Genomic DNA, 21,007 nt, shown 5'->3' on the forward strand with positions numbered 1-21,007 from the left:
CCGCACGCCACTCATTTGACACCGACCGTCAATCGGGCCCGACACCGGCCGCCGCCGGCGGCCGGGACGGACCGCCCCCGCTCCGGGGCGCGACCCCTACGGGCGTTCCATTACGCTCAGAGGCATGGCCGACGCACCGTACAAGCTGATCCTCCTCCGCCACGGCGAGAGCGAATGGAACGCGAAGAACCTGTTCACCGGCTGGGTGGACGTCAACCTGAACGAGAAGGGCGAGAAGGAGGCGGTCCGCGGCGGTGAGCTGCTCAAGGACGCCGGCCTGCTCCCCGACGTGGTCCACACGTCGCTCCAGAAGCGCGCCATCCGCACCGCGCAGCTCTCCCTCGAATCGGCTGACCGCCACTGGATCCCGGTCCACCGCAGCTGGCGCCTGAACGAGCGCCACTACGGCGCCCTGCAGGGCAAGGACAAGGCGCAGACCCTCGCCGAGTTCGGCGAGGAGCAGTTCATGCTGTGGCGCCGCTCCTACGACACCCCGCCGCCCGCCCTCGAGGACGGCACCGAGTTCTCCCAGTCCGCGGACCCGCGCTACGCCTCCATCCCGCCGGAGCTGCGCCCCCGCACGGAGTGCCTGAAGGACGTCGTCGTCCGCATGCTCCCGTACTGGTACGACGGCATCGTCCCGGACCTCCTGGCCGGCCGCACGGTCCTCGTCGCCGCCCACGGCAACAGCCTCCGCGCCCTCGTCAAGCACCTCGACGGCATCTCCGACGCCGACATCGCGGGCCTGAACATCCCCACCGGCATCCCGCTCTCCTACGAACTGGACGCCGACTTCAAGCCCCTGAACCCGGGCGGCACCTACCTCGACCCGGACGCCGCGAAGGCGGCGATCGAGGCGGTCAAGAACCAGGGCAAGAAGAAGTAGGCCCACACGTTCAAGGCCCCCACCTGTGGTTTCTCCGCTGGTGGGGGCCTTGTTGCTGCGCTGGGGCCGTCGCTGGGCCGTCAGGTGCTACGACGCCATGAGCGGACCCTGATGTCGAGCACGATCAGCAGCGCCACGGGAATCGCGATCTCGACCGGAGCCTCCGCCCAGAGGGCGAGCGCACCGCCCGCTGCAGCGATGAGCGCGATCGGCAGGTCGCGGGGGCAGATGTCGACGGTGACGCCTGTGCGTGGGACCATATGGCCTCCGTCCGTATCGGGTTATTGATCAAGCGGTTTCCGGATGCGGAAATGGAAACGAATGCCGCCCCGGGCATGGGGCGGCATTCGCATGCGGTGAGACTTTCGCACAGCTCGGCTTCGCAGACAAACGCGCAGCTAGCGGAGAAGATGACCTTCGACTTTCACAGTAGAAAAGTCGAAGAATGCGACACCTCAACGGTAGGCGTTGCACCAGCCGAACGAGACGTCCCAGTCGCTGAACAGCAGAAACGTACTCACTTCAGTTACTCAGAGCGACGGCTGCGGGCTCAATGCATTTCCTGCTGGCGCGCCAGCCGGCACTCTCCCTCCCTAGGGAGAAAGCCAAGCGAGTGCCCACATTTCAAGCCCAGAAGGCCAAGCGAATGCCTAGTCTCTGGGTCCAAAGCCCAGAATGCATGCCTAATTTCTGAGTCGCAAGCTCCAGCCGGCCCTAAGTTCGACCCTTTCGTATGCGTGAGCGATTGCCTTTCGTGTGCGTTCTCGACTGGGGGCATCAGGTGTGCGTACACACGCGAAGAGTCGGGCCCGGGGCTGAGTGACCGAGGTACTCAGCGAGGGCCTTGATGTTCTTCCCAGCCTCAAGGAGCACCGAGGCGTAGAAGTGGCGGAGGGTGTGCATGCCGTTCGCCCGGGACTCGGCGTACGGTTGGCCCGCTCAGGGACCGGGATCACCCCAGCGGCAGCAAGAGCGGGCTTTCAAAAGTTGTTGTTGAGCGTCGTCCGCCACACGTGCCCGCCACGCGGCCCGGTGAAGACGAGCCGCTTGGTCACCGGAGGTCCGTCCGCCACCTTCCACGGCAAGGTGATCTCCACCGGCGGGAACTTGCTTCATGTGCGCCCGCAGGGCATCGGCGACCGGCCCCGGCAGAGGCACGTCCCGGAGCTTGCTGCACCTAACTTGCCCACTCGTCTATACGCCTGATGGGATGTACGGGATAGGGAAACGGCCCTCGCGCCCCATCGCCCGTCAGTTCGCGGGGAGTTGGTAGGATAGGACGTATGCGTCCGCAGCCATCACGGTGTCGCAGACCTCCACGGCCCGCCCTTCCGTGTCGTACGCGGTCCGGATCAGGTGGATCACGGGCACGCCGGGCGCGAGCCGCAGCGTCTTGACCTCGGCGGGCGAGGGCATGCGGGCGCGGATCTCTTCGTCGAAGTGGTCGAGGCGGTGGCCGAGTTCTTCGAGGCGGGCGTAGATGCCGCCGGGGCCGGGGTTGGGTTCGGCGATCTGCGTACCGCGTGCGATGTCGAGCGGGAGATACGAGGTCGCGAACTCGACGGGTCGTCCGTCCAGGAGGTAGCGCCGCCGACGGGCGAGCACCTTACGCGCCGAACCGAGCCGGGTGGAGATGTCCTGACTGGTCTTCTCCTCCTTCACCTCCAGGCCGTCCACCTGGGGGTGGCTGCCGGCCGCGTCGGCTTCCACGAGGAATGCGGACTTGCCCTGTTCGCGGTGGCGGCGGGCGAAACGGTCGGAGGCCAGGCGCCGTACGGGAGGCCGGGGACGTACGAAGACGCCCTTGCCGTGCTCGGCGTGCACGAGCCCTTCCCCCTGGAGGATGGAGAAGGAGTTGCGGACCGTCATCCGGGACACCCCGTAGTGCTCGACCAGCTCGGCCTCCGAGGGCAGCTTCTCGCCCTCGCTGAACCGTCCGCGTTCGATGGCCTCGCGCAGCTGGTCGGCGATCTGCCGGAAGACCGCACGATCGCTCGTGGGATCGACCTCGCCGAGGCGCCCGGTCGGGAGTGAGGCCACGTCAGTACTCCTTTAGATATCTAGACGAGTGGGTGAGTGCCGTTGCTACGGTGGCAGCCTAGCCAGCCCAGGGGCCAGCGAGAGGGCCGATGAACGTGAGCACTGACCGCCCCCATTCCGTGAGCGTCGCCGGAGTCATAGTCGACGGCCAGGGGCGGGCCCTGCTGATCCAGCGCCGCGACAACGGCCAGTGGGAGCCACCGGGCGGCGTCCTGGAACGCGAGGAAACCATCCCTGAAGCACTCCAGCGCGAGGTCCTCGAAGAAACCGGCGTCAAGATCGCACTTCCCGCGACCCTGACCGGCGTCTACAAGAACATGACGGGCTTGATCGTCTCCCTGGTCTTCCGGTGCGAGGCCGCCGACGGCACGCCCACCACCGGCGAGGAGACCCGCGCCCTGCGCTGGGCCACCCGCGAAGAGGTCACCCAACTCGCCGACGAGGCGTACGCGATCCGCGTCCTGGACGCGCTCGACTCCCTCAATACGGCGGCTCCACCGGCCATCCGCGCCCACGACGGCGTGAAACTCGTCTAGCCCGAACCCGCTGCACATGGCGGCCTAGCAGCACAAAGGAACTTGTATGCACGAGTATACGAGCACCACTCGGGCCTGGGGACTCACTTGCCCAGGTCTGCCCGAAGAGGTCAGCCGAGCCCGCCGCTGGACCCGCGACATCCTCGGCGCCTCACCCCTGGCGGAAGACGCCGAACTCATCGCGAGCGAGCTGAGCGCGAACGCGATCCTGCACACGGCCAGCGGCCGGCCCGCGGGCAGCTTCCACCTGGCTCTCGCGGTGTCGTCCCAGGTCATCGCCCTGTCGGTCACGGACGGCGGAGGCATGGACGGGGCCCCGAAGGTCGAGCGCCCCGACGAGGAGGCGGTGCACGGCAGAGGCCTGGGCATGGTCAGCGCGCTGGCCCACCGGGTGGTGGTGCGGAACAGCGACGGGGCGCACACGGTGACAGCGGAGCTCTTCACTTCGCCACGACCGGGGCCAGGGGGCCACCCATGCTGAGCGGCGACCTAGCCCGCGGCTTCTGGTGCGAGTGCTGGGCGGAGGACCTCACGGCTCCGGGCAGGCCGACGGTGACGACATCCTTCGGCGCCTACTCCGCGACCCAGGCGGACGGCTGGCTCCCCACGGCCCTGCGAGCCATCACAGCGGAGCTGAACCCAGCGGCGCCGGAAACTTGGGCTTGGCTCTACGAGGTCCGCATCGACACGCGGCGGGCCCTCCTCCGCTCGGAGCCCTGCACGGCGTCGGTGACGTACGCCAGCACGCGCATCACGTGGACGGTGCACCCGGTGCTCTTCCTGCCACTCGGGGACCGCGACGATGCACCTGAACTTCCTCCGTGCACGCACGACTTCAAGCCCCACGAGCCCGACTGAGTCACAACTTTCTCTACTGGTTCAAGGCGGCTCGCTCCGCTCCCCGCGCGCGACCCGGCCCTCGGCCGCGCACTAGGCGACCAGCTGCCTGAAGTCAGGGAAGGGGTACGTCGTGGCTGGGGCGGTCGGCTCCACGGCTTTAGGCAGCCACTTTGGGGGCGAGCCTCGAAGATCATGGCCCCAACGTCGTGCTTTAGCGGGCAGGCCCACAGACTGCCCGACGCTCCGGATACGGGGCCATGATCACTCGCGCCAAAGCGGCTCCAGCCCAAAGCTGCTCCACCTACCTGGATCCTTTACTTTGCCTGAGAATCCAGCTCCTTCAGTACAGTCACAATGTCGTCGCATACCTCATCTGCATGGAAGCAAGATGCTACCGATGCGGCAGAAACATTGAGCTTTTTTAGGATCTCTTTGGCGCGGAGATCCAAAATTGCTGATGGTGCGGTCGTTAGGCGGAAACTATCACCGATTGCGATGCCGAAGTCATCGCGAAGCATATCCACTACATCGTCCTCTGGCATGCCTGCCGCTTCGGCAAGGGCGCGCGGGTATACCAAGTACCCTTCAATGTACCGCCTACGCCACTTCCGGGCCATGAAGTTACCTGGGGGCGTGAACCCTTTGTCTTCAAGGTTGGGTCCGACAGTCCCGAGGGTCTCATCATCTCGGTCTCTCAGACTGTAGGCAGTCAAGCCTGGCACTTCGTCCCCGATCGCCCTGAATATGTGACTCCTATCTTTGTGCGAGGCTGTCGACTGCCACGGAACCCAATCGGCGTGCCATCCAATGCTGAGCACTTGCGCAAAGTTCTCAAGAACGGAAAGGTCGGATGGGCCCTCAGTGAAAAAGATCCTTCTGCTTCGGCGCACGCGGTCAAGTTTTGGTGCATAATCTGAGCCGATTCCTGCAAGAAGCCCCACCTTCTGATGGTCTTCTTGGAGGTACCCTGCTCCATTTTTTCTGACCTGGAAGATTTTCTGGTGATCGACGGTCTTGAGGATCTCGCTTGAGTGCGTAGCGAGCAGAACCTGTTTGTTCTTCTTTGATGCCAAAACTTCCAATTGTTCCACCATCTGCGCTTGCAGAGTTGGGTGAAGGTGGGCATCAGGTTCGTCCAAGAGCAGAACGTCAACATCGTCTGCTGTGGCAAGAGTGAAGACGCTCAGCCATTGCAGGAATCCGCTCCCCTCCACCATTAGATCCTTGGGGTTGTACTTTGGCCAGCGAGTGAGCTTGTACCCGTCGACATCCCCCTTAGCAACTTGCACGTTGATGTAGGAGTGGTACTCCTCGCGGAAGTCGCCGATTATCAATTCAGCGGAGAACGTCTTCCGGAGTGCATCCTGGAGTAGCTCCCACGGATCCGTCTCGCGAAGCCGTCGCAGGTCGCTGTCGGCGATTTTGGACCTTCCTCCCCGAAGGCGTTCACGCTCACGAAGGTTAGCCTGGTACATGTCGAGTAGTAGATTTCGAAGAACGGCCCCAGCCAGACCTTCGCCAATCCTGCGACGTCGAAGGGCGCCAACAATACGAGCTTCACGCGCAGAAATTCCTGCAAATGGTGGCAGTAGGGCAGCTGTGGGTACGTGATCGCCAGCTTGGAGATTGCTGGAAACCGGCTTGATGAAGAGCCGGTCGTTTGCGAGTGACAAAGCGAATTCCAGATGCTTCTCTTTGGCTGAATCGTCCCACTCGCATCGAATCTTCAGTGTGTAACCGTCAGGGTCTGTGTCGCCTTTCGCTGTCTTTAGATTAGTCCACAGGTGCTTCAAGGAAGGGAGGTTGATGGGTGAAAATTCGTCGTCTCCCAGTCCGAACCCCTGTCGGCCTTCGGCCACGGCGAGGAAGGCATCCTCCCCTCGCTCCATCAGCGAAGCGATTTTGCAGAACTCCCATACTGCCAGTCCGTGCAGTATGGAAGACTTCCCGGAATTATTTCCACCCCCCAGGAAGGTTACGTTCGATGGCCGGAAGTCGAAAGCTGCCTGATTGAATTGCTTGAATCGAGTGAATTGCACCCTCTTGATCAATTTTTGCTGCTCCACCGCTCTTGTCACTGTTTCTATGTATGCGAGCATAAGCGGCCAAACCGGGGTTGTCCCCATGGTTGCTGTATCTGCGTGGAGTACGAAGAGGTGTAGCTGCTACTGGTGCATGCCCTGCATCAAGGGGGCTAGCTACCTGCATCGCATGAGCCGATCAGGCGGACCGTGCGTGTTGAGGCATGGGGCGCGACCATGCACTGGCACTCGCCGTTGCTTCTCGGTGCGGCACCATCAACGAGACGCGGACTGCACGGGCTTGGTCCCAAGACGAGCAGGCTCGTCGCCGCGCCTCGTGCTCGAAGCCCGGATGGGGTGTGTCTCTGGTGCGTGATTCCGCGAGGTGAGAGGGGAATGTCGCTCTGGGGAAGCCAAGCCAAGGGAGGACTAGCAGGTGGCGCAGCGTGGTAGCGGCCGAGGCAATGAGTACCAGCGGCAACAGCAAGCCTTACGTCGGGCCCAGGATCAGCAGGCACGTCAGGTGGAGCGGGAGCGGAAGGCAGCCGAGACGGCCAGTAAGCGGCAGGAGCGTGAGCGGAAGGCCGCGTATCAGGAGCAGCAGGCCGAGCAGGCGCAGGTGCGCACGATCGGGGTCGAGCACGAGGTCGAGCAACTTGGGCAGTTGCTCCGTGACGCTTTGGTCGGTGATCCGCCAACGACCTTCGAAGGCCGGCGACGGACGCACAAGCCCAGAGGGTGGGATGAGCGTCCGTGGTCTCGTCCGGAACCCTCCCCGCGCTGGGAGGAGTTCGCCCCGTCTGAGCCCGGCGGCCTGGCTGCCGTTCTGGGCCTTGGCAGGAAGCGTTACGAGGCTGAAGTCGCTGAGGCCCGTGTGCGCTTCGGCGATGCGCAAGAACGCCATAGGCGAGCCGAGGACGAGCGGCTGGCAACGCTGGAGAGGAAGCAGACCGAGTACCGCCAAGCCGAAGAGCGTGCCCTTGCGGAAATTGGGGCCTTCAACCGGCAGTTGGATGAGGAACGCGAATCGTACAGAGCGGGGGAGCCCGCGGCAGTGGAGGCGCACCTAGGCGCGGTGCTGGATGCGTCGAGGTACCCTCTGGGCTTCCCGCACGAGCATCGAATCGCCTTCCGTCCTGCTACCGGTGACGTACTTGTTGAGGTTCACCTGCCCCCGGAGGGGATCGTTCCGGCTGCACGGGGCTATCGGTATGTGAAGAGCCGAGATGAGACGACCGTGCTGCCTCGGCCAGAGAAGGAGCGGAAGGAGATCTATGCCTCCGTCCTGGCGCAAGTCGCTCTGAGGACAGTCCACGAGATCTTGATGGGTGATCCGGACCGGATCATCAATGGTGTCATCTTGAACGGCCATGTGAAGACCATCGACCGCGCCACTGGCCAAGAGGTATCGCCTTGCCTGGTGACGCTCAGTACCAGCAGAGAGCAGTTCGGGAAGCTCCGACTGAGCCAGGTCGATCCTGTGCACTGTCTCAAGGGGCTCAACGCACTGGTGTCTCCCAATCCGTACGACCTCGAACCGATCCGGCCCATCATCGAGTTCGATCTGTCGAAGTACCGCTTGATGGACAGCATGGACGTGGTGGCCGATCTGGACAGCAGGCCCGTGTTGGTGAAGCTGACACCCAGCGAGTTCGAGCACCTGATCCGCCAACTGTTCGAGGCGATCGGGATGGAGGCATGGAACACTCAGGCATCAAAGGACGAGGGCGTTGACGCGATTGCGATCAGCAAGGACCCTGTCTTCAACGGTGAGTGCATCATCCAAGCCAAGCGCTACACCAGGCTGGTGGGCGTCGAGTCCGTCCAAGCGCTCGCGGGAGTGGTCGAGCACAAGCGCGCCGCCAAGGGGGTCCTCATCACCACGTCGTGGTTCGGCAGGGCTAGCCATGACTTTGCCCGCCAGCATGGTCGGCTGCAGCTCATCGAAGGACCGGAGCTCAAGTACTTGATCAAGGAACACCTTGGCAAGGATGTGATTCCTGGTCCGGTTCCCCCGAAGAGGCGTCCCTCGCGATGAGGGGACGCCTGTCCTTTTAGGGGTGGGCTGCTGGGCCGTCCTTGGGTCGTCCGAGGCCGCTCGGCAACAGCCGACAGTGACCAATGACGACCTCTCGGGCGCGTACGTCCACCGCCCTGATCAGCAAGAACCCAGCTCCCCAAGACCCTCGACAAGACTCAAGGCAAGAAGACGTAACCCACCGTGACCGAGCCCCCGCCCGCGACCTTCCGCGGGCGGGGGGCTCGTCGGCGTCTCGTGGGGCGCCCGCGTGGCGGCGCGGGCAGCACCGTTCCATCCCAACACGCCCACGTGATCACCATGTTGGTTGCCTAAAGTGATCAACGGTCCGGCCGTCGTCGACGTGACCGGATGTATGGATTCACGGAGGGAACAGAAGTGAAGGCAGTATTCAAGCGGCGTGCCGCCGCCGTCATTCCGGCCATGGTCACCGCCGTCCTCGCGGGCAGCCTCGCGGCCGCCCCGGCGGCGCAGGCGAGCGGTTCGAAGGGATGCGCCGGCGGATACGCGAAGTACACGTCGAAGGGTGACTTCCTCTACGTCAAGGACCGTAAGGCCGACGGTCGCACCGTGTTCGTCAACCTCGAGAACGCCGGCGGCAGGCCCGGGTTCTGGGACACCTTCCACGTCACCCGGGGCGCGGGCAAGAGCTTCACGTGGGACCTGGACCTCCCGGAGAGGCGGAAGGTCAAGATCATCGTCTCCCTCGTCAAGGGCGACCCGACCAGCAGCCACAGCAAGTGGTCCACGTGCGGGACGTTCACCAGCGCCACCTGAGTCCCGGGCGCACCGCATGAAGCCGGGCCGGGCGACGTCCCGCGCACATGTGCGCCGTTGACGCGCCCCGGCGTCCCGGGCATGCAATGTGGGGGCAGGCAGTACGTCTCAGCGGTACGCCTTCGAGGAGGAGACACATGGCCGAGTCCCCCAAGCCCGAGATATGTGCCGGTGACTGTCAGTGCGGTCCCGGCTGTAGCTGTGGCTGCCAGTCCGGCGGCCCGTGCCAGTGCGGCGGCGGTTGCGGCTGACGCCCGGAGCAGGGAGGGGTGGGCGCGCACGCCTCGGCGCCCACCCCGGCACCCCGCCGCGGGCAGGCCGCACGCGCCCCGCCCCCGACACCCCGCAGGCAGGCGTTACGCGCCCTCGACCGGCGCCGTCCCCGGCTGGATCTCGTCCGCGTGCTCACCCGTCACCAGGTACACGACCCGCTTGGCGACGGACACCGCGTGGTCCGCGAAGCGCTCGTAGTAGCGGCCGAGGAGCGTCACGTCCACGGCCGTCTCGATGCCGTGCTTCCAGCGGTCGTCCATCAGGTGCTGGAACAGCGTGCGGTGCAGCAGGTCCATCTCGTCGTCGTCCTGCTCCAGCTGGAGCGCCAGGTCGACGTCCTTGGTGATGATGACCTCCGCCGCCTTCGCCATCAGGCGCTGCGCGAGCTGCCCCATCTCCAGGATCGTCGCGTGCAGGTCGCGCGGCACCGCCGAGTCCGGGAAACGCAGCCGGGCCAGCTTGGCCACGTGCTGGGCCAGGTCGCCGGAGCGCTCCAGGTCGGCGCTCATCCGCAGCGAGGTGACGACGATCCGCAGATCCGTCGCGACCGGCTGCTGCCGCGCCAGCAGGGCTATCGCTCGTGCCTCCAGCTCGTGCTGGAGATCGTCGACCTTCTGGTCGGCGGCGATCACGCTCTCGGCCAGCTTGAGGTCGGCGTCGAGCATGGCCGTGGTGGCGCGCCCGATAGCCGACCCGACAAGGCGGGCCATCTCGACCAGGCCCTCGCCGATCGAGTCAAGTTCCTCGTGGTACGCGTCACGCATGTGGCTGTCCCTCTCTCGTACGTCACAGGGGGTCACCCCTACGCTCCCACGGTGTGGGGCCGACGCGTCCGTTTAAGTCATCTCAAATGAATCGTCCCTGTCGTCAAGGTGAACTATGGGCGACAGAGCCCCCTCCGGCGCCCGATGCGCCACACTGCACGAGGGGTCCCACGAGGCGACCCCCGACCCGCACCCGGAAGGCGGGCCCGACACCGGAATTTCCGGGTCCACCGGGCCGTCCCGCCGAAATGAACCACTGCCGTCCCCACGGTGAACTCTGGGCGACGAGTGTTCGAGTGGCCACCCGGATGGCTGTGGGCGGTGCTCCGAACGCGCATAACCTGGAGGCATGGACGTGAACGCGGCGGTCGCCGCAGCGGCAGCGATCGCCGGGGTGTGCACCGGCGTGATCGCCATGCTGGCGTTTCGCTGGAGCGAGCGCGACCAGAAGAGGCCCACGAGGACATCCCTGCACACGGACCCGGTCCTGCCCCCCGGCGTCGACACGGTGCTGTCCGTGCTGCGCTCCTCCGCCGTCGTCCTGGACGAGGCGGACAGCGTGGTCAAGGCGAGCTCCGCGGCGTACGCCCTCGGACTGGTGCGCGGTGGCAAGCTCGCCGTCGAGCCGATGCTGCAGATGGCCAGGGACACCCGGCGCGACGGCGAGATACGCCAGGTCGAGCTGGACCTGCCGCGCCGGGGCACCGGCCGCGGCGACGCGCTCGCGGTGTCCGCGCGGGTGGCGCCGCTCGGCTCCCGGCTCGTCCTGCTGCTCGTCGAGGACCTGACGGAGGCCCGCCGCATCGAGGCCGTGCGCCGCGACTTCGTGGCGAACGTCAGCCATGAGCTCAAGACGCCGGTCGGGGCGCTCTCCCTGCTCTCCGAAGCCGTCATGGACGCCGCCGACGACCCGGAGGCCGTCGAACGCTTCGCGGGCCGGATGCAGAACGAGGCGACCCGCCTGACCAACCTCGTGCAGGAGCTGATCGACCTCTCCCGGGTGCAGAACGACGACCCCCTGGAGGACGCCGAGCCGGTCCGCGTCGACGAGCTGGTGGGCGAGGCCATCGACCGCTGCCGGCACCAGGCGGGCACGAAGCAGATCACCATGGCCACGAACATGGCGGCGCCCGAAGGGCTCGTCCAGGGCGGCGGTGGGCGGCGCGAGGGCGGCACCGCCGACCTCCGGGTCTGGGGCAACCGGGGTCAGCTCGCCGCGGCGCTCGGCAATCTCGTCGAGAACGCCGTCAACTACTCACCGGCCCGTACCCGGGTCGGAATAGCCGCTCGCCGGGTCAGCGCACCGGGCGGGGACCTCATCGAGGTCGCGGTCACCGACCAGGGCATCGGCATTTCCGACAAGGACAAGGAACGCATCTTCGAGCGCTTCTACCGCGTCGACCCGGCCCGCTCCCGGGCCACCGGCGGCACCGGCCTCGGCCTTGCCATCGTCAAGCACGTGGCCGCCTCGCACGGCGGGGAGGTCACCGTGTGGAGCTCGGAGGGACAGGGCTCCACCTTCACCCTGCGGCTGCCCGAGGCGGCCGCGAACCGCGACCGCGGCGCCGGGACCGGCCCGGCCGCGAACGGCGCGCACCAGGGCGCAAGGCCCGACGACACAACCGCATACGAACCCATTCCTGCCGCCCCGGAGGTCCTTCCGTGACCCGAGTGCTCGTCGTCGAGGACGAGGAATCCTTCAGCGACGCCCTGTCGTACATGCTCCGCAAGGAGGGCTTCGAGGTCGCCATCGCGGCCACCGGCCCGGACGGTCTCGACGAATTCGAGCGCAATGGCGCCGACCTCGTCCTGCTCGACCTGATGCTGCCGGGCCTGCCCGGCACGGAGGTCTGCCGCCAGCTCCGCAGCCGTTCGAACGTGCCGGTGATCATGGTCACCGCCAAGGACAGCGAGATCGACAAGGTCGTCGGCCTGGAAATAGGAGCCGATGACTATGTGACCAAGCCCTTCTCGTCCCGCGAGCTGGTCGCCCGCATCCGCGCGGTGCTGCGCCGCCGGGGCGAGCCGGAGGAGGTCGCCCCGCAGGCCCTGGAGGCAGGGCCGGTCCGCATGGACGTCGACCGCCACGTCGTCACCGTCTCCGGCTCCAAGGTCGACCTGCCCCTGAAGGAGTTCGACCTCCTGGAGATGCTGCTGCGCAACGCGGGCCGCGTACTCACCCGCATGCAGCTCATCGACCGCGTCTGGGGCGCCGACTACGTGGGCGACACCAAGACCCTGGACGTCCACGTCAAGCGCCTGCGCGCCAAGATCGAGCCGGACCCGGGGGCCCCGCGCTACCTGGTGACGGTCCGCGGCCTCGGCTACAAGTTCGAGCCGTAAACAGCACCTACGCGCGCGTGCGCAACGCAAAGGGCGGGAACCCGAGAGGTTCCCGCCCTTTCGTGCTCCGTACGAAGCGTCAGTGCGCGGTGCCGCCCTGCGAGGCGGCCTGGCCGCCCTCGGGAGTGGTCCCACCGGCGGGCGGCGTGACGCCCGCGCCCTGAGCACCCTCGGAGCCCTCGGCCCCGTCCGTGCCCTGAGCACCCTCCGCGCCGTCGGCCGGCGTGCCGGAGGGGGTTCCCGACGGCTTGCCCGAGGGCTTGCCGGACGGGGTGCCCGAGGGCTTGCCCGACGGCTTGGCGTCCGGGGCCTTCGGGAGCTCGCTCGGGCCCCACTTCTCGAAGTAGCTCTCGGCCGGGACCACGAAGGTCTTCAGCTTCACGTCGCCGGTCTTGCTGAACGCGAAGGTGACGGGCTGCGCGTTGCCGTCCTGGACGGCCTCGCGGCTGCTCGGCAGGACCGCCGAGGCGTTGTCCTTGCCGCCGATGGTGAGGGAGCCGCCGGCCGGGATCGTCAGACCGCCGCCCTTGCCCTTCTTCTCGCCCTTGGCGGGGCTCAGCGCGGCCTTCTTGCCGGTGCCGTCGACCTTGATCGAGTCGAGGGTCTGGGCGGTGTCGCCGTTGTTGAAGACCGTCGCGGCGACCACGGCGGGGCCGGTCGACTCGCGGTCGGGCTGCGTGATGATCATGGCGTTCTGGATCTTGAGGTCGCCGACGGCGGTCGCCGCGTTGTCCGGCTTGATCTCGATCGTCTGGGCGTTGTTTCCGGCACCGCAGGCGGTGAGCGTGGCGAGCGAGAACGCGAGGGCGGTGGCGGCGATGGCGCCGCGTCGAAGGCTGCGGCTCACGGCGGCGGCAACTCCTAGAACGTGGGCGGTAACGGATGGGCGGGCGGCCGTTTGACCGCCCTAAGGGTGTGTCAGCGCGCTTAGGTTACCGAGCCGTTCCCGCGCCACCGCACCCGACCCGCCCCTGTGGGCACCCGACCCGCCCCGGTGGCCCGCGAACCTCCCCGGGCGCACGTGCCACGGCCGTCCCATTGGCTTGATGCCGGTGGCGCGTTCCCCATTCCCAAAACCGTCGTCGACGACTGCCGGGTGATTTTCCACGGGGAAATGCGGGGCGGCGGCCGAAATTGATCAGTGAACGTTTCGCCGCGGGTAACGGCGCGTGTAACGGAGACCGGATCGGAGCACGCTTCCGATGGGCCGGGCGCCCGTGCTTCTTGATCAATTCCGGATTCGCCGAGTCGTCGCGTACGCGGCCCGGTCGCCGAACCCCGTACGTGGCACCAGTCACCGAACGGAGTAGCGGAAGTTCACCTACGGGAACCCGGCAAACCGGGACGTTCGTCCTCCTGAGGCGCCCTCGCGGGGTGCGTAACGGGGGCGTTTCACCCCCGCCGAACAGTGGCTCCCACCTGCGAATACCCCCTTCCGCGGCCCTCGCGCAGCACGTTCCTGTTGCTGTTGTCAAGCCCCGAGATATGCCCTGACCTGCGAAAACGCCATTCAGAACCCGCCGTTTCCGTGTTACCCTGGATAGCCACGGAAGGGGTACCTGTCACATGACGTTCAAGGTTGGCGACACCGTGGTCTATCCCCATCACGGGGCCGCGCTGATCGAGGCCATCGAAACTCGCCAGATCAAAGGCGTGGACAAGACCTACTTGGTGCTGAAGGTCGCCCAGGGCGACTTGACGGTGCGTGTGCCAGCGGACAATGCGGAGTTCGTCGGTGTGCGTGATGTGGTCGGTCAGGACGGCCTTGACCGGGTCTTCGAAGTACTGCGCGCGCCGTATGCCGAAGAGCCCACGAACTGGTCGCGTCGTTACAAGGCAAATCTTGAGAAGCTCGCCTCCGGCGATGTCATCAAGGTCGCGGAAGTCGTCCGTGACCTGTGGCGTCGGGAGCGCGAGCGCGGACTGTCCGCCGGTGAGAAGCGCATGCTCGCCAAGGCCCGCCAGATCCTGGTGAGCGAGCTGGCCCTCGCGGAGAACACGAACGAGGACAAGGCCGAGGCCCTGCTTGACGAGGTCCTCGCGTCCTGACCCACGCAGTCCTGACCGACGCAGCGCAGCGCCACCTGTGGCGTGCGTCCCGGGACGATGAATACTGCCGCGGTGCCCGCCGACTCCTGAATGGTGTTGCCGGGCACTGCGGCATGTTCGTATCCCGGTCTTCATCACCGGTTCGCGCCTGCGGAAAGATCCCCCGGTACGTTGGCGTGCCGGGCTCGGGCAGCAGGCTCGACCGGATGTCACGGAAGGGTTCCGGTCAAGGCGTCGCGCCCGGCACGCTGTGGCCATACCCATGTCGGCCGAGCACACAAACCTGAACGGAACCGATGTCTGACGCATCTTCTGCGGCGGACGGGCCCCCGGCCCCCCGCCCCCGCACCGCAGCCGTGATCCCCGCCGCCGGACGGGGTGTGCGGCTCGGCCCGGGCGCCCCCAAGGCGCTGCGCGCGCTGAACGGCACGCCGATGCTCATCCACGCCGTGCGCGCCATGGCCGCGTCCCGCGCCGTCTCGCTCGTCGTGGTCGTGGCACCCGCCGACGGCGCCGCCGAGGTCAAGACCCTGCTCGCCGACCACGCCCTGCCCGAGCGCACCGACTTCCTCGTCGTGCCCGGCGGCGCGACCCGCCAGGAATCCGTGAAGCTCGGCCTGGACGCCCTGCCCGCCGGCATCGACATCGTGCTCGTGCACGACGCGGCCCGCCCCCTGGTCCCCGTGGACACCGTCGACGGCGTCATCGAGGCCGTCCGCGACGGGGCGCCCGCCGTGGTCCCCGCGCTGCCGGTCGCCGACACCGTCAAGGAAGTCGGGCCCGCGGCGCCCGGCGAGCCCGAGCCCGTCGTCGCCACGCCCGAGCGCGCCCGGCTGCGCGCCGTCCAGACCCCGCAGGGCTTCGACCGCGCGACGCTGCTGCGCGCGCACGAGGCGAGCGTCGTCGGCGAGGGCGCCACGGACTGCGCGGGACTCGTGGAGCGGCTCCGCGAGCCGGTCGTCCTTGTGCCCGGCCACGAGGAGGCGTTCAAGGTGACCCGGCCGCTCGACCTCGTCCTGGCCGAGGCCGTGCTCGCGCGCAGGAGGGCGAACGATGGCTTCTGAGCAGACGCCGCCCGCCGAGCCGTCGCCGCCCCCGGCCCAGCCCCCGTACCCGCTGCCCCAGGTCGGCATCGGCACCGACATCCACGCCTTCGAAGAGGGCCGCGAGCTGTGGTGCGCCGGCCTGAAGTGGGAAGGGGAGGGCCCCGGACTCGCCGGGCACTCCGACGCGGACGTCGTCGCGCACGCGGCGTGCAACGCGCTGTTCTCCGCCGCCGGACTCGGCGACCTCGGCGCCCACTTCGGCACCGGGCGGCCCGAGTGGGCGGGCGCCTCCGGGCTCGCGCTGCTCACCGAGGCCGCGCGGATCGTGCGGGACGCCGGGTTCGTCATCGGGAACGTGGCCGTGCAGGTCGTCGGCCCCCGGCCCAAGATCGGCAAGCGGCGCGACGAGGCCCAGAAGGTGCTCTCCGAGGCGGCCGGCGCCCCGGTCACCGTGTCCGGGGCGACCACCGACGGGCTCGGCTTCCCCGGCCGGGGCGACGGGCTCGCGGCCGTGGCGACGGCGCTGGTGGTGCGCGCCCCGCACGCCGCCTAGCCGTTTCGCGCCGCACGCGCCACCCAGCCGTTTCGCGCCGCACGCGCTACACGCGCCTCCGTGCACCCCTTGGCTCCAGGAGGCGCGTGGAGATCCCGCACGGTCCAGGCTTGGTGCTGGAGGATCGGGTACGCGTATATAACGCCCAATCCCGGCACCCCTCCCAAGGAGACACCGTGACCGCCGCTCTCTCCGACAAGCTCAAGGCACTCCTGGACACCCCCGTCTTCATCATCGTCGCCACCGTCCAGCCCGACGGCAGCCCCCAGCTGTCACCGGTCTGGGCGAAGCGCGACGGCGACGACGTCATCTTCTCCACCACGCTGGACCGGCAGAAGGAGAAGAACCTGCGCCGCGACCCACGCGTGACGGTGCTCCTGCAGCCCTTCGACGAGCCCTACACGTACGCCGAGATCCGCGGCACCGTCACCATGACCACCGAGGGCGGCCAGGAACTCATCGACGAACTGGCGCTGAAGTACACCGGACTGAAGTACGCGGAGTTCAACCCGAGGGCGGCCGAGGACGCCCCGCGCGTAGTCGTCCGCGTCACGCCCCGCAAGGTCGTCGGCAGGCTCTGAGAGCCGGTCCGCGCGGGGCTCCCGTTCATCACAGTTGTGTGCCCTGTCGCCCCAGGGGCGCGGGGCACTGCCCCAGGGCCACTACCCTGGAGTGGTGACGATTCGCCTGTACGACACCAGCGCCCGGCAGATCCGAGACTTCAGCCCCCTCGTCGAAGGCTGTGTCTCGATCTACCTGTGCGGCGCCACGGTGCAGGCCGCCCCGCACATCGGACACATCCGCTCGGGCCTCAACTTCGACATCATGCGCCGCTGGTTCAGCTACCGCGGCTATGACGTGACGTTCATCCGCAACGTCACGGACATCGACGACAAGATCATCAAGAAGTCGGCGGACCAGGGCCGCCCCTGGTGGTCCATCGGGTACGAGAACGAGCGCGCCTTCAACAGCGGTTACGACGTCCTCGGCTGCCTGCCGCCCACCTACGAGCCGCGCGCCACCGGCCACGTCACCGAGATGGTCGAGATGATGCGCGAGCTCATCGAGCGCGGGCACGCGTACGAGGCCGACGGCAGCGTCTACTTCGACGTGCGCTCCTTCCCCGGATACCTGGAGCTGTCCAACCAGGACCTGGACGAGCTGCGCCAGCCCGCCGAGGAGGGCATCACCGGCAAGCGCGACCCGCGCGACTTCGCCATGTGGAAGGCGACCAAGCCGGGCGAGCCCGACTGGGAGAGCCCCTGGGGCCGCGGCCGCCCCGGCTGGCACCTGGAGTGCTCGGCCATGGCGCACAAGTACCTGGGCGCGGAGTTCGACATCCACGGCGGCGGCATCGACCTGATCTTCCCGCACCACGAGAACGAGATCGCCCAGGCCAAGGCGTTCGGCGACACCTTCGCGCGGTACTGGGTGCACAACGGCTGGGTCACCATGAGCGGCGAGAAGATGTCGAAGTCGCTCGGCAACTCGGTGCTCGTCTCCGAGATGGTCAAGCACTGGCGCCCCATCGTCCTGCGCTACTACCTGGGCACCCCGCACTACCGCTCGATGATCGAGTACAGCGAGGAGGCCCTGCGCGAGGCCGAGTCCGCGTTCGCGCGCATCGAGGGCTTCGTGCAGCGCGTGGTGGAGAAGGCCGGAGGCGTGGTCGAGCCCGCCGCCGAGGTGCCGCCCGCGTTCGCCGAGGCGATGGACGACGACCTGGGCGTCCCGCAGGCGCTCGCGATCGTGCACACCACGGTCCGGCAGGGCAACTCCGCGCTCGCCGCCGACGACAAGGAAGCCGCGATCGCCCGCCTCGCCGAGGTGCGGGCCATGCTCGGCGTCCTCGGCCTCGACCCGCTCGACGCGCACTGGGCGGGCGGCGACGGCGACAGCGGCGAAGACCTGCACGGCGTGGTCGACACCCTCGTGCGCCTCGTCCTGGACCAGCGCGAGGCCGCCCGCGGCCGCAAGGACTGGGCCACCGCCGACGCCATCCGCGACCAGCTCGGCCAGTCGGGCCTCGTCATCGAGGACAGCCCGACCGGGCCCCGCTGGACGCTCGGCCCGCGCTAGCGCGGACCGCATGCTGATGTGCCGCCCGGGGACTCGGGCGGCACACTGCATATACGACGACTTCAGATGCGTACGCGCGCGAACGGCGCGGGTACGCCACGCTTCACACAGACAGGTAGGTCATGGCCGCTAACAACCGCCGCATGTCCGGCAAGAAGGGCGCGCAGGTCGGCAGCGGCGGAAAGCGGCGCCGGGCCCTGGAGGGCAAGGGGCCCACGCCGCCCGCCGAGATGCGCAAGGGGCACGTCAAGCAGCGCGCCGCCCAGGCCAAGTCCCGCCGCGCCGCCGGCGGACGGCAGGCCCCGCGCGGCCGCGGCGGCAAGTCGCCGTCCGAGATGGTCGTCGGCCGCAACCCCGTCTACGAGGCGCTGCGCGGTGGCGTGCCCGCGACGACGCTGTACGTCCAGCAGTTCATCGACAACGACGAGCGCGTCCGCGAGGCGCTCCAGCTCGCCGCCGAGCGCGGTGACATCCACCTGATGGAGGCGCCGCGCGCCGAGCTGGACCGGATGACGAACGGCCTCAACCACCAGGGCCTCGTGCTCCAGGTGCCGCCGTACGAGTACGCGCACCCCGAGGACCTGGCCGCGGCCGCCTACGACCAGGGCGAGGACCCGCTCATCGTCGCCCTGGACGGCGTCACCGACCCGCGCAACCTCGGCGCCGTCGTCCGCTCCGTCTCCGCCTTCGCCGGGCACGGCGTCCTGGTGCCCGAGCGCCGGGCCGCGGGGATGACGGCCAGCGCCTGGAAGACGTCGGCGGGCACGGCGGCGCGCACGCCGGTCGCGCGCGCCACCAACCTCACCCGCGCCCTGGAGGCGTACAAGAAGGCGGGCCTCGCGATCGTCGGCCTCGCCGCCGACGGTGAGCACGAGGTCGGCGACCTGGAGGCCCTGGGGGGCCCGGTCGTCATCGTCGTGGGCAGCGAGGGCAAGGGCCTGTCCCGGCTCGTCGGCGAGACCTGCGACTTCCGGGTGCGCATTCCGATGCCGGGCGGCGCGGAGTCGCTGAACGCCGGTGTCGCGGCGGGCGTGGTGCTGTACGAGGCGGCGCGGCGCCGGAAGTGACGGCGCGGCCCGGGCCGGGGTTGACCGGGCCGGGCCCTGCCCGGTAACGGGTGCTTGACGGGGTCCGGACATTTGTCGTGGGTCAAGGCAGTGTCCAAACCACACATCACTCGGTTAGATGAGTGTGGACACCAGAACACCCCGCACACCCACGGGGGGACGCTCGTCAGGGTTCGACGACACTCCCGCGCTGAGCATGGTGAAGGTGCCCTGCGACCCGGCGCAGGTCATCGTCAATCACGCGAGTTTCCGCGTGCAGCTCCCCACCGCCGGGCGGACCCAATCGCCGCGTATCGCACCCCACTTGAGCACCGGGGACGACACCGTGCGCATCCCCGCAGTCGGTGCCGCCCCGGCCCGCAGGCGCGCGCCCGTCGTGTGGAGCGGCAAGTCCGCGCCGGGCGACCTCGACGCGGGCGAACTGCTGCAGGCCGCGCGGGCCGGCGGTGTGCGCCGATCGGCCGAAGGGGCGGGCCGGGACGGCGACGCGCACGCCGTGCTCGGCGGCCGCGACCCCTTCGACGACGGCGGCTCCACCCAGACCATCCCGCGCGTCGCCCCCGCCGAGACCGCCGCGTTCGTCCCGCCCCGCGACCCCGCCGAGACCGCGGCCTTCACCCCGCCCCGCGACCCCGGCGACGGCGCCCGGCTGCTCCCGCAGATGCGCCTGCCCGGCAGCGCCGACGACGAGCACCACGCGGCCGCCACCGCCGCGGCGGCGTACGGCGACGGCGACGCGGACGAGTACGACGACGCGGACGAGTACGGCGACGACGGCGACGAGGCCACCGGCCGCCGCGGCGGCGCCGGGCACCGGCACGCCTACTTCCCCGGCCGCCGTATGAACCTCGGCGTCGTGCTGCTCCCGCTGCGCGTCTTCCTCGGCTTCATCTCCATCTACGCCGGCATGGGCAAGCTGTGCGACCCCGTCTACTTCGACGGCGGCGAGCGCGGCTCCATGGTCAAGTGGCTGAACTCGCTGCACCCGTGGGCGCTCGCCGAACCGCTGCGCGACTGGGCGCTCCAGCACCCGGTGGGCGCGGGACTGGTCATCGCCTTCCTCCAGGTCATCGTCGGCGTGCTGACCGTGCTCGGCCTCTGGCAGCGCCTCGCCGCGTCCGTCGGCGTACTGCTCTCGGCGGCGCTCCTGGTGACGGTGAGCTGGAAGACCGTCCCGGCCTACGACGCGCCGGACATCATCTATCTGGCCGCCTGGTCCCCGCTGATCATCGCGGGCGCGCCGGTCTACTCGATCGACGGCCGGCTCGCGGGCGAGGCATGGCGCACGCTCGGGCCGCGCGCCGAACTGTGGGAGCTGCGGCGCCGGGTGCTGCGCCGCGGCGCGCTCATCGGGACCGTCGTCGTCGGCCTCACGCTGCTCATCGGCTCGGTGCTCGGCGGCGCCGTGCGGGACGCGGACCGCGTCACCGTGCCGGGACCCGGCGAGTCGCCGCGCAACAACCTGCCCGGTTCGCCGCTGCCGGAGAACTCCGACGGCGAGCGCGAGCTGCGCCGCGACCGGCAGAGCCCGTCGGCGTCCACCGGCGGCGCGCCCACCCAGGGGAGTTCGGCCAGCCCCACGCGGGGCGGCGAGGGCACCCCGGGCGCGGCACGCGAGACCGGTGGCGGCGGCGCGAGCCAGGGCCGGCCGACTGCCACCCAGGGCACCGGCGGCCAGGCGCCCGCCTCCCAGCA

20 protein-coding genes and 1 pseudogene are annotated in these 21,007 nt (G+C 68.5%); 15 read left to right on the plus strand and 6 right to left on the minus strand.

The annotated features are described in order from the left end of the window. Window positions 1-124: 124 nt before the first annotated feature. Window positions 125-886, plus strand: a complete 762-nt coding sequence (locus STRAU_RS34370; RefSeq protein WP_016645029.1) for a phosphoglyceromutase — start codon at window positions 125-127, stop codon at window positions 884-886. 80 nt (window positions 887-966) lie between these two features. Here STRAU_RS34370 and STRAU_RS34375 read toward each other — a convergent pair whose 3' ends face one another. The 3 genes and pseudogenes from STRAU_RS34375 to STRAU_RS34385 form a co-directional block, all read right to left on the minus strand. Next, window positions 967-1,146: a hypothetical protein gene (locus tag STRAU_RS34375; RefSeq protein WP_016645030.1), complete on the minus strand. Its 180-nt coding sequence runs from the start codon at window positions 1,144-1,146 to the stop codon at window positions 967-969. A gap of 423 nt (window positions 1,147-1,569) precedes the next feature. Further along, window positions 1,570-2,056: pseudogene (locus STRAU_RS34380) on the minus strand (tyrosine-type recombinase/integrase); the annotation flags it as partial. Between the two features lie 81 nt (window positions 2,057-2,137). After that, complete coding sequence (locus tag STRAU_RS34385) at window positions 2,138-2,926, minus strand: GntR family transcriptional regulator (protein WP_016645033.1); 789 nt, start codon at window positions 2,924-2,926, stop codon at window positions 2,138-2,140. 119 nt (window positions 2,927-3,045) lie between these two features. Between STRAU_RS34385 and STRAU_RS34390 the strand changes: the two genes are divergently transcribed. Genes STRAU_RS34390 through STRAU_RS34400 form a run of 3 tightly spaced genes read left to right on the plus strand, consistent with a single transcriptional unit; the run spans window position 3,046 to window position 4,320 of the window. After that, on the plus strand, window positions 3,046-3,462 hold the full coding sequence (locus STRAU_RS34390) for an NUDIX hydrolase (protein WP_016645034.1): 417 nt from the start codon (window positions 3,046-3,048) through the stop codon (window positions 3,460-3,462). A 46-nt stretch (window positions 3,463-3,508) separates the two neighbouring features. Then, on the plus strand, window positions 3,509-3,943 hold the full coding sequence (locus STRAU_RS34395; protein ID WP_016645035.1) for an ATP-binding protein: 435 nt from the start codon (window positions 3,509-3,511) through the stop codon (window positions 3,941-3,943). Next, window positions 3,937-4,320, plus strand: a complete 384-nt coding sequence (locus tag STRAU_RS34400) for a hypothetical protein (RefSeq protein WP_016645036.1) — start codon at window positions 3,937-3,939, stop codon at window positions 4,318-4,320. The genes STRAU_RS34395 and STRAU_RS34400 overlap by 7 nt, the downstream gene beginning before the upstream one ends. Before the next feature lie 296 nt (window positions 4,321-4,616). Here STRAU_RS34400 and STRAU_RS40990 read toward each other — a convergent pair whose 3' ends face one another. Then, window positions 4,617-6,428, minus strand: a complete 1,812-nt coding sequence (locus tag STRAU_RS40990; protein WP_016645037.1) for an AAA family ATPase — start codon at window positions 6,426-6,428, stop codon at window positions 4,617-4,619. Between the two features lie 331 nt (window positions 6,429-6,759). Here STRAU_RS40990 and STRAU_RS34410 point away from each other — a divergent pair, with 331 nt between their 5' ends. Together STRAU_RS34410 and STRAU_RS34415 are read left to right on the plus strand one after the other, a co-directional pair. Beyond that, on the plus strand, window positions 6,760-8,361 hold the full coding sequence (locus STRAU_RS34410) for a restriction endonuclease (RefSeq protein ID WP_106968143.1): 1,602 nt from the start codon (window positions 6,760-6,762) through the stop codon (window positions 8,359-8,361). Window positions 8,362-8,739: 378 nt separating this feature from the next. Then, a complete protein-coding gene (locus STRAU_RS34415) occupies window positions 8,740-9,138 on the plus strand; it encodes a hypothetical protein (RefSeq protein ID WP_037663816.1) in 399 nt (132 codons plus the stop codon). A gap of 356 nt (window positions 9,139-9,494) precedes the next feature. Here the strand turns inward: STRAU_RS34415 and phoU are convergent, their stop codons facing one another. Next, on the minus strand, window positions 9,495-10,175 hold the full coding sequence (phoU, locus tag STRAU_RS34420) for a phosphate signaling complex protein PhoU (protein WP_016645040.1): 681 nt from the start codon (window positions 10,173-10,175) through the stop codon (window positions 9,495-9,497). A 349-nt stretch (window positions 10,176-10,524) separates the two neighbouring features. Between phoU and phoR the strand changes: the two genes are divergently transcribed. Next, window positions 10,525-11,841: a two-component system sensor histidine kinase PhoR gene (gene phoR, locus STRAU_RS34425; RefSeq protein ID WP_016645041.1), complete on the plus strand. Its 1,317-nt coding sequence runs from the start codon at window positions 10,525-10,527 to the stop codon at window positions 11,839-11,841. Beyond that, on the plus strand, window positions 11,838-12,518 hold the full coding sequence (gene phoP, locus STRAU_RS34430; RefSeq protein WP_030362171.1) for a two-component system response regulator PhoP: 681 nt from the start codon (window positions 11,838-11,840) through the stop codon (window positions 12,516-12,518). The genes phoR and phoP overlap by 4 nt, the downstream gene beginning before the upstream one ends. Before the next feature lie 79 nt (window positions 12,519-12,597). Here the strand turns inward: phoP and STRAU_RS34435 are convergent, their stop codons facing one another. Next, window positions 12,598-13,365 (minus strand): copper chaperone PCu(A)C domain-containing protein, encoded by a 768-nt coding sequence (locus tag STRAU_RS34435; protein ID WP_016645043.1) that lies wholly within the window; start codon window positions 13,363-13,365, stop codon window positions 12,598-12,600. Window positions 13,366-14,084: 719 nt separating this feature from the next. Here STRAU_RS34435 and STRAU_RS34440 point away from each other — a divergent pair. The 7 genes from STRAU_RS34440 to STRAU_RS34470 all read left to right on the plus strand — a co-directional run. Next, on the plus strand, window positions 14,085-14,567 hold the full coding sequence (locus STRAU_RS34440; RefSeq protein WP_003953493.1) for a CarD family transcriptional regulator: 483 nt from the start codon (window positions 14,085-14,087) through the stop codon (window positions 14,565-14,567). Window positions 14,568-14,863: 296 nt separating this feature from the next. Then, the gene (gene ispD, locus STRAU_RS34445) at window positions 14,864-15,631 is read left to right on the plus strand and encodes a 2-C-methyl-D-erythritol 4-phosphate cytidylyltransferase (RefSeq protein WP_037663818.1); all 768 of its coding nucleotides are present in this window, start codon (window positions 14,864-14,866) and stop codon (window positions 15,629-15,631) included. Beyond that, window positions 15,621-16,166: a 2-C-methyl-D-erythritol 2,4-cyclodiphosphate synthase gene (gene ispF / locus STRAU_RS34450; protein WP_016645045.1), complete on the plus strand. Its 546-nt coding sequence runs from the start codon at window positions 15,621-15,623 to the stop codon at window positions 16,164-16,166. Before ispD ends, ispF begins: the two co-directional genes overlap by 11 nt. Window positions 16,167-16,342: 176 nt before the next feature. Further along, window positions 16,343-16,747, plus strand: a complete 405-nt coding sequence (locus STRAU_RS34455; RefSeq protein ID WP_016645046.1) for a PPOX class F420-dependent oxidoreductase — start codon at window positions 16,343-16,345, stop codon at window positions 16,745-16,747. A gap of 94 nt (window positions 16,748-16,841) precedes the next feature. After that, window positions 16,842-18,245 (plus strand): cysteine--tRNA ligase, encoded by a 1,404-nt coding sequence (gene cysS / locus STRAU_RS34460; protein ID WP_037663820.1) that lies wholly within the window; start codon window positions 16,842-16,844, stop codon window positions 18,243-18,245. A gap of 122 nt (window positions 18,246-18,367) precedes the next feature. Next, complete coding sequence (gene rlmB, locus STRAU_RS34465) at window positions 18,368-19,312, plus strand: 23S rRNA (guanosine(2251)-2'-O)-methyltransferase RlmB (protein WP_037663822.1); 945 nt, start codon at window positions 18,368-18,370, stop codon at window positions 19,310-19,312. A gap of 124 nt (window positions 19,313-19,436) precedes the next feature. Beyond that, a partial coding sequence (locus STRAU_RS34470; protein WP_037663830.1) for a DoxX family protein occupies window positions 19,437-21,007 on the plus strand: 1,571 nt, incomplete at its 3' end.

The sequence above is a fragment of the Streptomyces aurantiacus JA 4570 genome, assembly GCF_000414115.1.
Lineage (GTDB): Bacteria > Actinomycetota > Actinomycetes > Streptomycetales > Streptomycetaceae > Streptomyces > Streptomyces aurantiacus_A.

Excerpts from the sequence above, each read along its gene's own strand:
- STRAU_RS34400 (WP_016645036.1), top strand. The coding sequence starts at position 3,937 with ATGCTGAGCGGCGACCTAGCCCGCGGCTTCTGGTGCGAGTGCTGGGCG.
- ispD (WP_037663818.1), top strand. The coding sequence starts at position 14,864 with ATGTCTGACGCATCTTCTGCGGCGGACGGGCCCCCGGCCCCCCGCCCC.
- STRAU_RS40990 (WP_016645037.1), bottom strand. The coding sequence starts at position 6,428 with ATGGGGACAACCCCGGTTTGGCCGCTTATGCTCGCATACATAGAAACA.
- STRAU_RS34440 (WP_003953493.1), top strand. The coding sequence starts at position 14,085 with ATGACGTTCAAGGTTGGCGACACCGTGGTCTATCCCCATCACGGGGCC.
- STRAU_RS34395 (WP_016645035.1), top strand. The coding sequence starts at position 3,509 with ATGCACGAGTATACGAGCACCACTCGGGCCTGGGGACTCACTTGCCCA.
- ispF (WP_016645045.1), top strand. The coding sequence starts at position 15,621 with ATGGCTTCTGAGCAGACGCCGCCCGCCGAGCCGTCGCCGCCCCCGGCC.
- STRAU_RS34370 (WP_016645029.1), top strand. The coding sequence starts at position 125 with ATGGCCGACGCACCGTACAAGCTGATCCTCCTCCGCCACGGCGAGAGC.
- phoU (WP_016645040.1), bottom strand. The coding sequence starts at position 10,175 with ATGCGTGACGCGTACCACGAGGAACTTGACTCGATCGGCGAGGGCCTG.
- STRAU_RS34375 (WP_016645030.1), bottom strand. The coding sequence starts at position 1,146 with ATGGTCCCACGCACAGGCGTCACCGTCGACATCTGCCCCCGCGACCTG.
- rlmB (WP_037663822.1), top strand. The coding sequence starts at position 18,368 with ATGGCCGCTAACAACCGCCGCATGTCCGGCAAGAAGGGCGCGCAGGTC.
- phoR (WP_016645041.1), top strand. The coding sequence starts at position 10,525 with ATGGACGTGAACGCGGCGGTCGCCGCAGCGGCAGCGATCGCCGGGGTG.